13 protein-coding genes are annotated in these 14,011 nt (G+C 75.2%); 11 read left to right on the forward strand and 2 right to left on the reverse strand.

All coding sequences use genetic code 11. The annotated features are described in order from the left end of the window. On the forward strand, positions 1-1,252 hold a 1,252-nt coding region (locus tag PSR1_RS07110; RefSeq protein ID WP_160309016.1), incomplete at its 5' end, for a pitrilysin family protein. A gap of 28 nt (positions 1,253-1,280) precedes the next feature. On the opposite strand, the gene PSR1_RS07115 is transcribed toward PSR1_RS07110, so the two are convergent. Beyond that, positions 1,281-1,556 carry a hypothetical protein gene (locus PSR1_RS07115; protein WP_011419435.1) on the reverse strand — a complete coding sequence of 92 codons (276 nt, stop codon included), beginning with the start codon at positions 1,554-1,556 and terminating at the stop codon, positions 1,281-1,283. Positions 1,557-1,708: 152 nt separating this feature from the next. Between PSR1_RS07115 and PSR1_RS07120 the strand changes: the two genes are divergently transcribed. Genes PSR1_RS07120 through PSR1_RS07155 form a run of 8 tightly spaced genes read left to right on the forward strand, consistent with a single transcriptional unit; the run spans position 1,709 to position 10,264 of the window. Then, a complete protein-coding gene (locus PSR1_RS07120) occupies positions 1,709-3,223 on the forward strand; it encodes a menaquinone biosynthesis decarboxylase (RefSeq protein WP_059436922.1) in 1,515 nt (504 codons plus the stop codon). A 2-nt stretch (positions 3,224-3,225) separates the two neighbouring features. After that, positions 3,226-3,927 carry a ubiquinone/menaquinone biosynthesis methyltransferase gene (locus PSR1_RS07125; RefSeq protein WP_237757857.1) on the forward strand — a complete coding sequence of 234 codons (702 nt, stop codon included), beginning with the start codon at positions 3,226-3,228 and terminating at the stop codon, positions 3,925-3,927. Further along, entirely contained in the window at positions 3,924-4,511 is a 588-nt protein-coding gene (locus tag PSR1_RS07130; RefSeq protein WP_059436924.1) for a UbiX family flavin prenyltransferase, read from the forward strand. Before PSR1_RS07125 ends, PSR1_RS07130 begins: the two co-directional genes overlap by 4 nt. Position 4,512: 1 nt before the next feature. Beyond that, entirely contained in the window at positions 4,513-5,679 is a 1,167-nt protein-coding gene (gene mqnE / locus PSR1_RS07135) for an aminofutalosine synthase MqnE (protein ID WP_059436925.1), read from the forward strand. 17 nt (positions 5,680-5,696) lie between these two features. Beyond that, positions 5,697-7,577, forward strand: coding sequence for a cyclic dehypoxanthinyl futalosine synthase (mqnC, locus tag PSR1_RS07140; protein WP_059436926.1), 1,881 nt, complete (start codon positions 5,697-5,699; stop codon positions 7,575-7,577). Then, positions 7,574-8,812 carry an amidohydrolase family protein gene (locus PSR1_RS07145; RefSeq protein ID WP_059436927.1) on the forward strand — a complete coding sequence of 413 codons (1,239 nt, stop codon included), beginning with the start codon at positions 7,574-7,576 and terminating at the stop codon, positions 8,810-8,812. Before mqnC ends, PSR1_RS07145 begins: the two co-directional genes overlap by 4 nt. After that, positions 8,809-9,669, forward strand: a complete 861-nt coding sequence (locus PSR1_RS07150) for a UbiA-like polyprenyltransferase (protein WP_059436928.1) — start codon at positions 8,809-8,811, stop codon at positions 9,667-9,669. Before PSR1_RS07145 ends, PSR1_RS07150 begins: the two co-directional genes overlap by 4 nt. 13 nt (positions 9,670-9,682) lie before the next feature. Next, positions 9,683-10,264: a GbsR/MarR family transcriptional regulator gene (locus PSR1_RS07155; protein ID WP_059436929.1), complete on the forward strand. Its 582-nt coding sequence runs from the start codon at positions 9,683-9,685 to the stop codon at positions 10,262-10,264. Here the strand turns inward: PSR1_RS07155 and PSR1_RS07160 are convergent. Next, on the reverse strand, positions 10,227-11,750 hold the full coding sequence (locus PSR1_RS07160; RefSeq protein ID WP_059436930.1) for an ATP-binding protein: 1,524 nt from the start codon (positions 11,748-11,750) through the stop codon (positions 10,227-10,229). The genes PSR1_RS07155 and PSR1_RS07160 overlap by 38 nt on opposite strands. Positions 11,751-11,974: 224 nt before the next feature. Here PSR1_RS07160 and prfA point away from each other — a divergent pair, with 224 nt between their 5' ends. Further along, positions 11,975-13,087 carry a peptide chain release factor 1 gene (prfA, locus tag PSR1_RS07165; RefSeq protein ID WP_059436931.1) on the forward strand — a complete coding sequence of 371 codons (1,113 nt, stop codon included), beginning with the start codon at positions 11,975-11,977 and terminating at the stop codon, positions 13,085-13,087. Continuing rightward, complete coding sequence (gene prmC, locus PSR1_RS07170; protein WP_059436932.1) at positions 13,084-13,944, forward strand: peptide chain release factor N(5)-glutamine methyltransferase; 861 nt, start codon at positions 13,084-13,086, stop codon at positions 13,942-13,944. The genes prfA and prmC overlap by 4 nt, the downstream gene beginning before the upstream one ends. The last annotated feature ends 67 nt before the right edge of the window (positions 13,945-14,011 follow it).

A 14,011-nucleotide genomic window follows, 5' to 3' on the forward strand; every position in this document is an offset into this window, starting at 1 on the left:
CGGCGTGCGCGTGATCGTGTCGCCGCGCCCCGGCTACCGCGTGCTCTCGGCCCACCTGGTGGTGCGCACCGATCCCGCCGGGCCGCTGGAGCGCGTCTTCGAGGTGCTGGCGCTCCGCGCCGCGCGCTGCGCCGACCGGCCCGCCACCGTGGGCGGCGACCGGCTGGAGTTCGGCGCGCGCGCCCCCACCGAGCTCGTGGACCTGGCGCTCGCGCAGGTGGCCTGCCGCGCGGGCGACCTCACCGTGGACGCCGCCGCGTTCGAGCGCGAGCGCGACGCGATGGCGGATGCGCTGCGCCGCCGCCCGCCCACCCTGCACGAGGCCGCCGGGCAGCAGCTCGTCGAGCTCCTGTACCCCGGGCACCCCTACTCGGCCGAGGTCACCGAGGCGCGGGTGCGCGCGTTCCGCGCCGCGGACGCCGCGAAGTGGCTGGGGCTGAACGTCCGGCCGGAGCGGGCCGCGCTCGTCATCGCGGGCGACGTCGCGGCCACCGACGCGCTGTTCGAACGGATCGAGCAGCGGCTCGGGCGCTGGCGGCCGCGCGGCGGCGACGGCACGCTGCGGGCCCGTCCCCCGGCGCCGCTGCCCGCCGGCCGGGAGGTCGTGGTGGTGGACCGTCCCGGCTGGCGCGTCGCCGAGGTGCTGGTGGGCGTGCGCGTCCCGCCGCGCGGCGCGCGCGACGAGGCGGCGTTCCGGACGCTGTCCTGGCGGCTCCAGCACGCGCTCACCGCCCGGCTCCGCGACGGCGCGGGCCTCACCTACCGCGTGTCCATGTCCCTGCTGGAGCAGTCGCTGGGCAGCGCGCTCGTGCTCTCCACCGCGGTGGACCGCGCGCGCGCCGGCGAGGCGCTCGCCGCCGTGCTGGAGGAGCTCGGCGGCTCGGCGCGGCCGCTCGACCCCGAGGCGCTGGCGCAGGCCCGCTGGCGCGCGGTGCGCCGCGCCGGCCGCGGCCTCGGCACCTCCTGGCGGAACGCGCTCCGGCTCACCGAGATGTTCGTCCACGACCTGCCGCCGGACGAGTGGGACACCTTCGCGGCGCGCGCCGCGGCGCTCGACGCCGGCGCGCTCGTCGCCGAGGCCGGGCGCTGGGCGCTCGGGCGCGAGGCGATCGTGGTGGTGGGGGACGCCGCGGCGATCGCGCCGGAGCTGCGGGGCGCGGGCCTGCCGGCGCGGGTGCTGCCGGGGATGGCGCGGCGATGGCCGCCCCAGCCCGCTGAGCCCGCGCCTGGGGCGCGCGCGGCGGTGCCGTGAGGACGTGGGCGCGCGGCGCGCGCCCGGGTCAGGCGTTTCGCCAGGCCCGCTCGGCGCGCAGGATCACCTGTCCGAGCGGCACGTCGTAGGGCCAGGAGTCGAGGATCAGCCGGCCCAGATCCTCCGCCCGCTCGCGCTTCGGCGGGAGGGCGTCGCCGTCCAGCGCGGACAGGTAACCCTGCAGGCGCGACCGGCAGGTCCCGAGCTGCTCGGGGCAGAGCCGGTGCTGGTTGGTGGACAGCTCGCCGTCGAGCTCTGCGAGGGCGAGCACGATGAGGTCGCGGGCGCGGTTTCGGCGTTCCATCGCAGGGCACCATCACGCGTCCGCTTGACCGAAGTCAAGCGGCCCGGGCCAGCGTCCCGGAATCATGAGGCTCTCCCGGCCGGCGCGGCGGCCGGGGATGCTTTCAACGAACATTGAAACCCCCGGGAACCTGGGGTACAGATCCGCGCGCCATGGCCTACCGCTCGCTGCGTGAGTTCCTCGCCCGGCTCGACGAGGCCGGCGAGCTGGTCCGGATCACCGAGCCCGTCGACCCGGTCCTCGAGATGGCCGCGCTCGCCGACCGCGCCGCCAAGCAGGGCGGCCCGGCGCTCCTGTTCGAGCGCCCCGGCGCCCTGCCGGTCGCGATGAACCTGTTCGGCACCCGCCGGCGCACCAGCTGGGCGCTCTCCTGCGACGACTTCGAGCAGCACGCGGACGAGCTGCGCGCGCTGCTCCGCACCGCGCCGCCCCAGTCGTTCTGGGACAAGCTGAAGATGCTCCCGAAGCTGGGGAAGCTCGCGGCGATGGCGCCGAAGCACGTCTCCTCCGGCGCCTGCCAGGAGCTCGTCGATCGCGAGCCGGACCTCCGCACGCTGCCGGTGCTCACCACCTGGCCGCACGACGGCGGGCCGTTCATCACGCTCCCGCAGGTCATCACCCGCGACCCGGAGACCGGGATCCGCAACGTGGGCATGTACCGGCTCCAGGTGCTCGGCCCGCGCCGGCTCGCCATGCACTGGCAGCTCCACAAGACCGCCACCGCGCACTACCGCGCCTACCAGCAGCGCGGCGAGCGGATGCCGGTCGCCATCGCGCTCGGCGGCGACCCCGCGCTCACCTACTGCGCCTCGGCGCCCCTGCCGCCCAACGTGGACGAGTACCTGTTCGCCGGCTTCCTGCGCGGCGCCTCGGTCCACACCGTCACCGGCGTCGCCACCGGGCTCGACGTGCCGGCCGACGCCGACCTCGTCATCGAGGGCTTCGTGGACACCGCCGCGCCGCTCGTCCGCGAGGGCCCCTTCGGCGACCACACCGGCTTCTACTCGCTCGCCGACGACTACCCGGCGCTCGACGTGGTCGCGATCACCCGCCGCAGGGACGCGGTCTACCCGGCCACCGTGGTGGGCCCGCCGCCGGTCGAGGACCAGTGGCTCGGCAAGGCCACCGAGCGCATGTTCCTGCCGCTCATGCAGATCGTGGCGCCCGAGATCGTGGACATCTGCATGCCGGTGGAGGGCGTCTTCCACAACCTGTGCCTCGTCTCCATCAAGAAGGAGCACCCGGGCCAGGCGAAGAAGGTCATCCACGGGCTGTGGGGCTCCGGCCAGATGGCGCAGACGAAGACGCTGGTGGTGTTCGACGAGGACGTGGACGTGCAGGACGTGCCGCAGGCCGCCTGGCGCGCGTTCGCGAACGTGGACGTGAAGCGCGACCTCGTGATCGCCGACGGGCCGGTGGACGTGCTCGACCACGCCGCCTCCGGCTTCGCCTACGGCGGCAAGATCGGCGTGGACGCCACGCGCAAGTGGCGCGAGGAGGGCGGGCGCGAGTGGCCGGAGGTGTGCGTCCACCCGCCCGAGGTGATCGCGCGGATGGACGCGCTCTACGACCGGCTGGTGCCGGGCGCGGCGCCGCTCCGCCGCCCGCGCATCGCCCCGCCCCCGGCGGCGTCCTGGACGCCGCGCCGCGGAGGGATCCTCCAGTGAGCGTGAACGTGCCGCTGCCCGGCGAGGCGCACCGCGCCTCCGCGGTCCGGGCCATGTTCGACCGCATCGCCCCGCGCTACGACCTGCTGAACCGGGTCATGACGCTGAAGGTGGACCAGGCCTGGCGCCGCCGCCTGCTCTCCGACCTCGCCCCGAAGGACGGCGAGCGGATGCTCGACCTGTGCGCCGGCACCATGGACGTCGCCGACCTGGCCCGCCGTCGCGCCCCGGGCCTGCGCGTCACCGGCGCCGACTTCTCCATGCAGATGCTCCGCCGCGGGGTGGAGAAGACCGCGCTGCCCGCCTCGCAGGCGGACGCGATGGCGCTGCCGTTCCTCGACGCGCGCTTCGACCTCGCCACGGTGACGTTCGGCATGCGCAACCTGGAGCGCTACGAGGTCGGGCTCGCCGAGCTGGCGCGGGTGCTGCGCCCGGGCGGGCGCCTCGGGGTGCTGGAGTTCTTCCGCTCCGAGTCGCGCGGCTCGCGCCTCGTGCACGGGGCCTACAACCGGCTGGCGCTGCCGGTGCTGGGCCGCGTCCTCTCGCCCGACCCGGAGGCGTACCGGTACCTGGTGGCCTCGATGGAGCGCTTCGCCTCGCGCGCCGAGTTCGAGGAGGCGGCGCGCCGCGCCGGCTTCCGCGAGGTGCGCGGCGAGACGCTGTTCCCGGGCGTGTGCGGGCTCGTCACGGCGGTGCGCGCGTGAAGCTGGTGGTCGCCGTCTCTGGCGCGTCGGGCGCCCCGTACGCGAAGCGGCTCCTCGACTTCCTGGCCGCGAACGCGGACCTGGGCGTGTCGGCCGACCTCGTCTTCACCCAGACCGGCAAGCAGGTCTGGAAGCAGGAGCTCGGCGCCGAGCCGCGCTACCCGTTCAAGATCTGGAAGAACCAGGACTTCACCGCGCCGTTCGCGTCGGGCTCGTCGATGTACGACGCCATGGTGGTGATCCCCTGCTCGGCGGGCGCGCTGGCGCGCATCGCCTACGGGATCTCGGTGGACCTCGTCGGCCGGGCCGCCGACGTGATGCTGAAGGAGCGCAAGCGCCTCGTGCTGGTGCTGCGCGAGACGCCCATCTCGCTCGTCCACGCCCGCGCCATGACGCAGGTGATCGAGGCGGGCGCGTTCGTGATGCCGGCCTCGCCCTCGTTCTACTCGGGGCCGAAGACGGTGGACCAGGTGGTGGACACGGTGGTGGCGCGGGTGCTCGACCGGCTGGGCATCCCGAACGAGCTGATGAAGCGCTGGGACGGCATCTCGCCCCGCGCCCCGGAGCCGGTGGAGGAACCCTGACATGCTCTCGACCCTGGCGAACCGCGCGCTCGAGCGCGACGGCCTCGGGCCCATCCGCGACAAGGTGCTGGCCGGCGAGCGGCTCACCGACGCCGACGGCCTGAGGCTGTTCGAGGCCGCGGACCTGCCCGCGCTCGGCGCGCTCGCGAACCACGTGCGCGAGGCCCGCCATGGCGCGCTCGCGTTCTACAACCGCAACGTCCACCTCAACCCGACCAACGTCTGCGTCGCGTCGTGCAAGTTCTGCTCGTTCGCGCGCAAGGACGACCAGCGCGCCTCCGACGGCTACACCATGTCGGTGGACGAGGCGGTGGCGAAGGTGCTGTCGCGCAAGCCGCTCGGCGTGACCGAGGTGCACATCGTCTCCGGCCTGCACCCCGACCTGCCGTTCGAGTACTACACCGAGCTGCTCTCGCGGATCCGGGCGGGCTGGCCCGAGGTGGCCATCAAGGCGTTCACCGCCATCGAGATCCACTTCTTCGCCGAGAAGTTCGGCATGAGCTACGAGCAGGTGCTGCGCCGGCTGATGGACGCCGGGCTGCAGACCATGCCCGGCGGCGGGGCCGAGATCTTCGCGCCGCGGGTGCGCCGGAAGATCTGCGACGACAAGGCCACCGCCGACCAGTGGATCGAGATCCACCGCACCGCCCACCGCCTCGGCGTGAAGACCAACTCCACCATGCTCTACGGCCACATCGAGCGGCTGGACGAGCGGGTGGACCACATGCGCCGGCTGCGCGAGCTGCAGGACGAGACGCACGGCTTCCAGGTCTTCATCCCGCTCGCGTTCCACCCCGAGCACAACATGATCGGCAAGGCGTTCCCGAAGCCCACCGGCTACGACGCGCTGCGCTCGCTGGCGGTGGCGCGCCTGTACCTCGACAACTTCGACCACGTGAAGGCCTACTGGGTGTCGCTCGGCGAGCGGCTGGCGCAGACCGCGCTCTCCTTCGGCGTGGACGACCTCGACGGCACCGTGCTCGAGGAGCGCATCTACCACATGGCCGGCTCCACCGTGCCGCAGGCGCTCAGCGAGCGCACGCTGCACCAGCTCATCCGCGCCGCCGGCCGCGTGCCGGCCGAGCGCGACAGCCTCTACCGCGTGCTGAAGGTCCACGACGCGCCGCTCCCCGAGGAGCCGCCCGCGCGCCTCCAGGTCACCGCCTGATCCCCCAGAGAGCTCCCATGCCGAAGAAGATCCGCGCCGCCGCCGTCTCGTTCCTGAACGCCTGGCCGCTCACCGCCGGGCTGGAGGGCTCCGAGCGCATCGAGCTGGTCCAGGCCGAGCCGTCCCGCTGCGCGGCCATGCTGGAGGCGGGCGAGGTGGACCTGGCGCTCGTGTCGGTCGCCGCGCTCACCAAGGGCCAGTACGACATCGTGCCCGGCATCGCCATCGGCGCCGACGGGCCGGTGCAGACGGTGGTGCTCGCCGGCGAGCAGTCGCCGGCCATCTGGGACGAGGTGTTCCTCGACACCGCCTCCCGCACCTCGCACGTGCTCGCGAAGCTGGTGCTCGACGCGAAGGGCGTCCACCCGAAGTTCACGCCCATGCCGGCGGAGGAGGGGCTGGCCCGCGCCAAGGGCACCAAGGGCGCGCTGGTGATCGGCGACCGCGGGTTCGGCGTCCGCGCCAACCACGTGCTCGACCTGGGGCGCGAGTGGACCCAGCTCACCGGGCTGCCCATGATCTTCGCGCTGTGGGCGGCGCGCCCGGGCGCGGTCTCGCCGGAGGACGTGCAGGAGCTGACCCGGGCCGCGCAGCACGGGCTCGGGATCCGCACCGAGCTGGCGCAGAGGTTCGCCGCGCTGAAGGGCGGCGACCCGGAGAAGTACCGCCGCTACCTCACCCAGAAGATCCGCTACGGCCTCGGCCCCTACGAGCTGCAGGGGCTGGAGGCGTTCCTGGAGCGCGCCGCCGCGAAGGGCTTCCTGCCGCCCATGCCGCTCCGCTTCGTGGACGACGTGGTCAGGACCCGGCGCGCGCGCCGCGCCGTCTCGGTGGACACCGCGCTGCAGAAGGGCGCCGACGGCGAGCGCCTCGACGCCGACGAGGCGGCCACGCTCGACGAGAAGGCGCCGCTGCTCGAGCTCGGGCTGGCCGCCGACGCGCGCCGGCGCGCGCTCCACCCCGGCGATCTCGTCACGTACATCGTGTCGCGGAACGTGAACTACACGAACGTGTGCACCACCGCGTGCCACTTCTGCGCGTTCTACCGGCCGCGCGGCCACGGGGAGTCCTACGTCCTCACCCGCGAGGAGCTGACGCAGAAGATCGACGAGACGGTGGCGCTCGGCGGCATCGAGATCCTGCTGCAGGGCGGCCTCCACCCCGACCTCGGCGTCGAGTGGTACGAGGACCTGTTCCGCTGGGTGAAGCAGACCTGGCCGGTGATCAACCTCCACGCGCTCTCCCCCGAGGAGATCTGGCACATCGCCCGGACCAGCGAGCTCGGGCTCGAGGCCACCATCGACCGGCTGATCGCCGCCGGGATGGACTCCATCCCGGGCGGCGGCGCCGAGATCCTGGACGACGAGGTCCGCCGCCGGATCGCGCCGCTCAAGTGCTCCACCGACGAGTGGCTCACGGTGATGAAGGCGGCCCACGTGAAGGGGCTGAAGAGCACCGCCACCATGATGTTCGGGGTGGGCGAGGGGCCGGAGCACCGGGTGGCCCACCTCATGCGCCTGCGCGAGCTGCAGGACGAGACGCACGGCTTCACCGCGTTCATCTGCTGGCCGTTCCAGTCGCAGAACACCCGGCTCGAGCCGGGCGACGGGAGCGCCCACGCCTACCTGCGCACCAACGCGCTCTCGCGGCTCGTGCTCGACAACGTCCCCAACCTGCAGGCGTCCTGGGTGACCATGGGCGGGGGCGTCGCGCAGGCCGCGCTGCACATGGGCTGCAACGACTTCGGCCAGGTGATGATCGAGGAGAACGTGGTCTCCGCGGCCGGCACCACCTTCAAGATGGACTCGGAGGAGGTGGAGCGGCACATCCGCGACGCCGGCTTCCGCGCCGCCCGCCGCAACATGAGGTACCAGCTGGTGGAGGAGACCCGCGCGTGATCCGCGTGGTGGCCGCCCCCTGGGTGCTCCCCGGCCTCGCGCCCGGCGCGCCCGCCGCGTCCGCGCCGGCGATCGCCGACGGCGCGGTGGCGCTGGAGGGCGACCGGGTGCGCGCGGTCGGCCCGCGCGCCGAGGTAGAGGCGCGCTTCGGGCGGGCGGAGCCGCTCGACGCGGTGCTCCTGCCGGCGCTCGTGAACGCGCACCTGCACCTCGAGCTCTCGCACATGAAGGGCTGGGTGGCGGGCGGCGAGGGGCTGCCCGCCTGGATCCAGCTGTTCGTGGCCGCGCGCCGGCGCACCCGCGAGGGCGAGCCCGAGGAGGCCATGGGGATGGCCGCCGAGGACCTGGTCCGCGCCGGGGTGGCCGCGGTGGGCGACATCGGCAACTCGCTCGACTCGCTCGCCCCGCTCGCCGCCGCCGGGCTCGGGGGCACGATCTTCCACGAGGTGTTCGGCTTCACGCCGGGTCGCTTCGAGGAGGCCCGCGCCGCCGCGCGCCAGGTCCGCGAGGCCGCCGCCCCGCCGCCCGGGCTCCGGGTGGTGGAGAGCCCGCACGCGATCTACTCGACGAACGCCGACGGCCTGCGCGCGCTGCTCCGCGGCGGCCCCGGCTCGCTGCACCTCGCCGAGGACCCGGCCGAGCGCGCCTTCTGCGCGACCGAGTCGGCGGGCGCGTTCGGGCGCATGTACGCGAGCCTGGGCGCGGCGCTGCACGAGCTGCGGATCACCGGGCGCTCGCCGGTGGACGCGGTGAAGGACGAGCTCCGCCCGCACCACCTGGCGGTGCACTGCGTGGACCTCGACGACGAGGACCTGCGCCTGCTCGCCGCCACCGGCGCCACCGTGGTGCTCTGCCCGCGCTCGAACCGCTACATCCTGGGCGCGCTGCCGCGGCTCGAGGCGCTCCTCGCGGCGGGGATCCCGCTCGCCGTCGGCACCGACTCGCTCGCGAGCGCCCCCTCCCTCGCGCCCCTCGCCGAGCTGGCGCTCCTGCGCCGCGAGGTGCCCGCCGTGTCCGCGGCGCGGCTGCTCCCGCTCGCCTGGAACGGCGCCGCGCTGGGGGCGCCGCACGTGGGCCGGCTCGCGCCGGGCGCCGCGCCGGGCGTGCTCGCCGCGCCGCTCGAGGGCGCGCGCCCGCCGGATCCGGCCGAGTGGCTGGTCTCCACCTTCGGCGCCGAGGAGCGCCCGTTCACCTGGCTCGCCCGGCAGCGCCCGGGCCCGGAGCGTCCCGAATGACCGTCGCCGCGCTCGCGCGCATGGTGAAGCTCAGCCACTCGCTGTTCGCGCTGCCGTTCGCGGCCGCGGCGGTGGCGCTCGTCGCCGCCGAGGCCCGCCTGGACCCGGCGCGCCTCGCCCTGGTGGCGCTCGCGGTGGTGGCGGCGCGCACGGCCGCCATGGCGATGAACCGCATCGCCGACCGGGCCTTCGACGCCCGCAACCCGCGCACGCAGCGGCGCGAGCTGGTCACCGGCGAGGTCTCGTCGGCCGCCGCCTGGGCGCTGCTCGTCGGCTCCTCGGCGGCGTTCGTGGCCGCGGCCGCGCTCATCTCGCCCGTCTGCGGCGCGCTGGCGCTGCCGGTGCTCGCCATCCTGCTCGGCTACTCGTACGCGAAGCGGTTCACCTGGGCCTGCCACCTGTGGCTCGGGGTGGCGCAGGCGCTCGCGCCGGTCGGCGTGGCGATCGCGCTCACCGGGACGGCCCCGCTCGCCTCGGTGGTGCTGGGGCTCGGCGTGGGCGCGTGGATCGCCGGGTTCGACGTCTTCTACTCGATGCAGGACATGGACTACGACCGCGGGGCGGGGCTGAGCTCGATCCCGGCGCGGTTCGGCGTCCCCGGCGCGCTCCGCTGGGCGCGGGGCCTCCACCTCGTCGCCGCCGCCGCGATCTTCGCCGCCGGGGCGCTGGCCGGCCGCGGGGCGGGCTGGATCCTCGGGTCGGTGATCCTCGCCGCCACGCTCGCCGCCGAGCACCGCTACGTGGCGCCGGGGGGCGCGCTCCGGCCCGAGCGGATCAACGTCGCGTTCTTCAACTACAACGCCTTCGCGTCGATCGCGTTCGCGCTGTGCGCGCTCGCCGATCTGGCGCTCCGGTGACCGGGGGACCCGCATGACCGCCGCCGCGCAACGCGCCGCCGCGCCCACCTCCCACGCGCTGCAGAAGGCCGACCTCGCCGTCGCCGACGCGGTGGGCGCGCTCATGGAGCTGTGGGGCTTCCGCCGGCAGCTCGGGCGCATCTGGGCCGTGCTGTTCCTGTCCGACCGGCCGCTCGCCGCGCCCGACCTGTGCGACCGCCTGCAGATCTCCACCGGCCTGCTCTCCATGAGCCTCGCCGAGCTGCGCCGCTGGGGCGTGGTGCGGACGGTCGAGGTCCCGGGGGACCGCAAGGAGCACTTCGAGGCGGAGACCAACGTCTGGAAGCTGGTGGCCCGGGTGCTGCGCGAGCGCGAGAAGCGCGCGGTGGAGCAGGCGCTCGCGGCGTTCGAGCGCGCGCTCGGCGAGGTGCGGGCCGCGCTCGCCGACGTGGACCCCGCCGTGAAGGCGCAGGCGCGCTTCAAGGCGCGCCGGCTCGAGGTGCTCTCGGACCTCGCGCGCGCGGCGCTCACGGTGCTGAAGCTGCTGGTGGACTCGAGCCGGGCCGACGTCGGGCCCATCAAGGCGCTCTCGGAGGCGCTGGCGCGGCGGGACTGACCGCGGCGCCCGCCGCCTCGGCCTGCTCCGCCTCCGGCCGCGGGAGCGGCAGCGAGACCGTGAAGGTGGCGCCCTCCCCGGGCGCGCTCTCGGCGCAGATGGTGCCGCCGCTCGCCTCCACGATCTCCCGCGCGATCCAGAGCCCCAGGCCCAGCCCGCCGTAGTGGCGTGCCTCGTGGGCGCGCTCGAAGCGCCCGAAGATCCGCTCCAGGTCCGCCGGCGGGATGCCGATGCCCCGGTCGCGCACCCGCAGCACCGCGCGCCCGCCCTCCCGCCGCAGCGCGATGGTGACGGGCCGGCCGGCCCCGTACTTCAGCGCGTTCGAGGCGAGGTTCGTGAGCACCTGCTCGATCCGGAGCCGGTCGCCCTCGCAGGCGACGTCCGGCTCCACCTCCAGCTCGAGCGCGCTGCCCGCCCGCGCGGCCGGCTCGGCGAGCCGCGCCGCCGCCTGCCGGACCGCGTCGGAGAGGTCGTAGCGGCGCCGCTCCAGCGCGGTGCGCCCGGTGGCGAGGCGCGAGACGTCGAGGAGCGCCTCGACCAGCCGCCCGAGCCGCTCCACGCTGCCGGCGGCCGCCGCGACCTGCCCGCGGGCGCGGCCGGCGTCGGGCGGGTCGCGATCCAGCGAGCGGAGCGCCTGCTGGGCCTGGAGGAGCGCGGCGGTGACGGGCGTCTTCAGCTCGTGGCTCGCCACCGACAGGAACACGTCCCGCGCCGCGATGGCCTCCGACTTGTGGCGCTCGACCTCCTTCTGCGCCTCGATGTCGGTGAACGTCCCGAACCACTTCACCACCCGGCCGTCGGCCGCCCGCAGCGGCACCGCGGACACCAGGAACCAGCGGTAGCCGCCGTCGCGCCCGCGGAGCCGGTACTCGCCGCAGACCGTGCGCCGCGCGGCGAAGCCGGCCTCCCAGTCGGCGCGGGCCCGGGCCCGGTCGTCCGGGTGGAACTGGGCCGCCCAGCCCGCCGCGAGGATCGCCTCGTTGTCGAGGCCGGTGTAGGCCTCGAACTGCGGGCTGTGGAAGTCCGGCGTGCCGTCGGGCGCCAGCGTGAAGACGAGCTGGGGGATGGTCTCGACGAGCGTGCGGAAGCGCGCCTCGCTCTCGCGCACGGCGCGCTCGCGCGCCGCCCGCTCGGCGAACCCGTCCCGGATCGCGCCGATGGCCGCCACGAGCAGCGCCGAGAGCGCCACGAAGGCGGCGGTCGCGGAGAGCTCGCGGTCGCCCAGCCTCCAGCCCGCGGTGGGCCCGATCACCGCCAGGTTCACGAGCACTGCGGAGAGCGCGGCCGCCAGCACCCCGGGGCCGACGCCGCCGAGCCAGGCGGCGAGCACCACGGCCGGCACGACCGGCAGGAAGGGCGCGCGCTCGAGGTGGTCCGCGCCTGCCGCCGCGAGCGCCGCGCCGGCCACCGCCAGCCCGGCCGCCAGCGCGTAGGCGGGCCCGGGGCGGAGCGTCGGCGGAGGCGGGATGCGGAGCGGCGGGCGCATGTCCTTCCGGCAGGGCGGCTGCCTCCCATCTGCGAGGGTACCCACGCCCGCGCCGAACGCCACCGCCCGTCCCGGCCCTCCGGGGGTGACCCTCCCCGGCGCGCCGCACCGGCGGTGCGCGTGCGGCGCTTCGCCCGGCCGGCGCGCACCGGGCCGCCCCCGGGGCCGGCCGGCGGCCACACGCCTTGCCCATCCCCGCGTGGAAACGGTAAGAAGTCCCCCCCATGCTGTCCCCCGACGTCCTGAAGAAGCTCGAGGCCATCGAGCAGCGGTTCGAGGAGCTGACGCAGCTCCTCTCGGACCCGGCCGTGGCCAGCAACGGCGACCGGTTCCGGAAGGTGGCGAAGGAGCGCGCCTCCATCGAGCAGACCGTCACCGCGCTGCGCGCCTACCGCAAGCTGCTCGACGACGTGGCGGGCAACGAGGCGCTGCTCGGGGACAAGGACGCCGACCTCCGCGAGCTCGCCAAGGAGGAGCTGGCGCAGCTGCGGCCGCAGGTCGAGCCCGCCGAGGAGCAGCTCAAGCTGTACCTCGTCCCGAAGGACCCGAACGACGAGAAGGACGTCATCGTCGAGATCCGGGCCGGCGCGGGCGGCGACGAGGCGGGCCTGTTCGCGGCCGAGGTCATGCGCATGTACGTCCGCTACGCCGAGCGCCGCGGCTGGCGCGTCGAGCTGATGGACACCTCGGGCGGCGCGCTGGGCGGCGTGAAGGAGGCGACGCTCACCGTCTCGGGCGACGCGGTCTACTCCTCGCTCAAGTACGAGTCCGGCGTGCACCGGGTGCAGCGCGTCCCCGCCACCGAGGCGCAGGGGCGCATCCACACCTCCACCGTCACCGTGGCGGTCATGCCCGAGGCCGAGGAGATCGACGTCCAGGTGAACCCGGCCGACGTGGAGATGGACGTGTTCCGCTCCACCGGCTCGGGCGGCCAGTCGGTGAACACCACCGACTCCGCGGTGCGCCTCACCCACAAGCCCACCGGCATCGTGGTGAAGTGCCAGCAGGAGAAGAGCCAGCTGAAGAACCGCACCATGGCCATGAAGATGCTGCGGGCGAAGCTCTTCGAGATCGAGCAGGAGAAGCAGCGCAGCGCGCGCGACGCGACCCGCAAGTCGCAGGTGGGCACCGGCGACCGCTCCGAGAAGATCCGCACCTACAACTTCCCGCAGGACCGGCTCACCGACCACCGCGTGAACTACACGCGCCACAACCTGCCCGCGGTGATGGACGGGGACGTGCAGGACGTGATCGACGCCTGCCGGACCTTCTACGCGGCCCAGGCGCTGCGCGAGGCGTCGCGCGGCGAGGCCGGGGCGGCGGAGCGGCGGGCGTGAGCGAGGGCGAGGCCTGGACCACGCTCCGCCTCCTCGCCTGGACCCAGGAGTTCTTCGGCCGCAAGGGCGTGGACGCGCCGCGGCTCACCGCGGAGCTGCTGCTCGGGCACGCGCTGCGCTGCGAGCGGATGCGGCTCTACCTCGACTTCGACAAGCCGCTCGCCGCGCCGGAGCTGGCCGCGTTCCGCGAGCTGGTGCGCCGCCGGGCCGAGGGCGAGCCCACCGCCTACCTCACCGGCCGGCGCGACTTCTACGGCCGGCCGTTCCGGGTGGACGCGCGCGTGCTGGTGCCGCGGCCCGAGACCGAGCTGGTGCTGGAGGCGGCGCGCGACGCGCTGCCGGAGGGCGGGGCCGCGCTCGACCTGTGCACCGGGTCCGGCGCCCTGGGCGTGTCGCTCGCGCTGGAGCGGCCCGGCGCGCGGGTGGTCGCGACCGACCTCTCCGCCGACGCGCTGGCGGTCGCCGCGGAGAACGCGCGCGCGCTCGGCGCCGCGGTGGACCTGCGCCAGGGGGACCTGTGGGCGCCGCTCCGCGAGGGCGAGCGCTTCGACGTGATCGTGTCCAATCCGCCCTACGTGCCGCGTGGCGAGCTGGACACGCTCCCCCGGGAGGTGCGGCGCGAGCCGCGGCTGGCGCTCGACGGCGGACCCGACGGCCTCGCCCTGCTCCGCCGCATCGTGGAGGGCGCGCCCGCCCGGCTCGTGCCCGGCGGCACGCTCGTGCTGGAGATGCACGAGCAGCACCTGGACGTCCTGCCGCGGCTCTGCCGCGAGGCGGGGTTCGAGCAGGCGGAGGCCCGGCGGGACCTGGCCGGCCTGCCCAGGCTCACGGTGGCGCGCCTGGCGGGCGCCGCGTAGAATCCGCGCCGCCGCTCGCATCCCGCTTGCACGCAGCACCGTCCGGGCGATCCTCCGCCCGGACGCC

This window comes from Anaeromyxobacter sp. PSR-1 (assembly GCF_000964525.1).
GTDB lineage: Bacteria > Myxococcota > Myxococcia > Myxococcales > Anaeromyxobacteraceae > Anaeromyxobacter.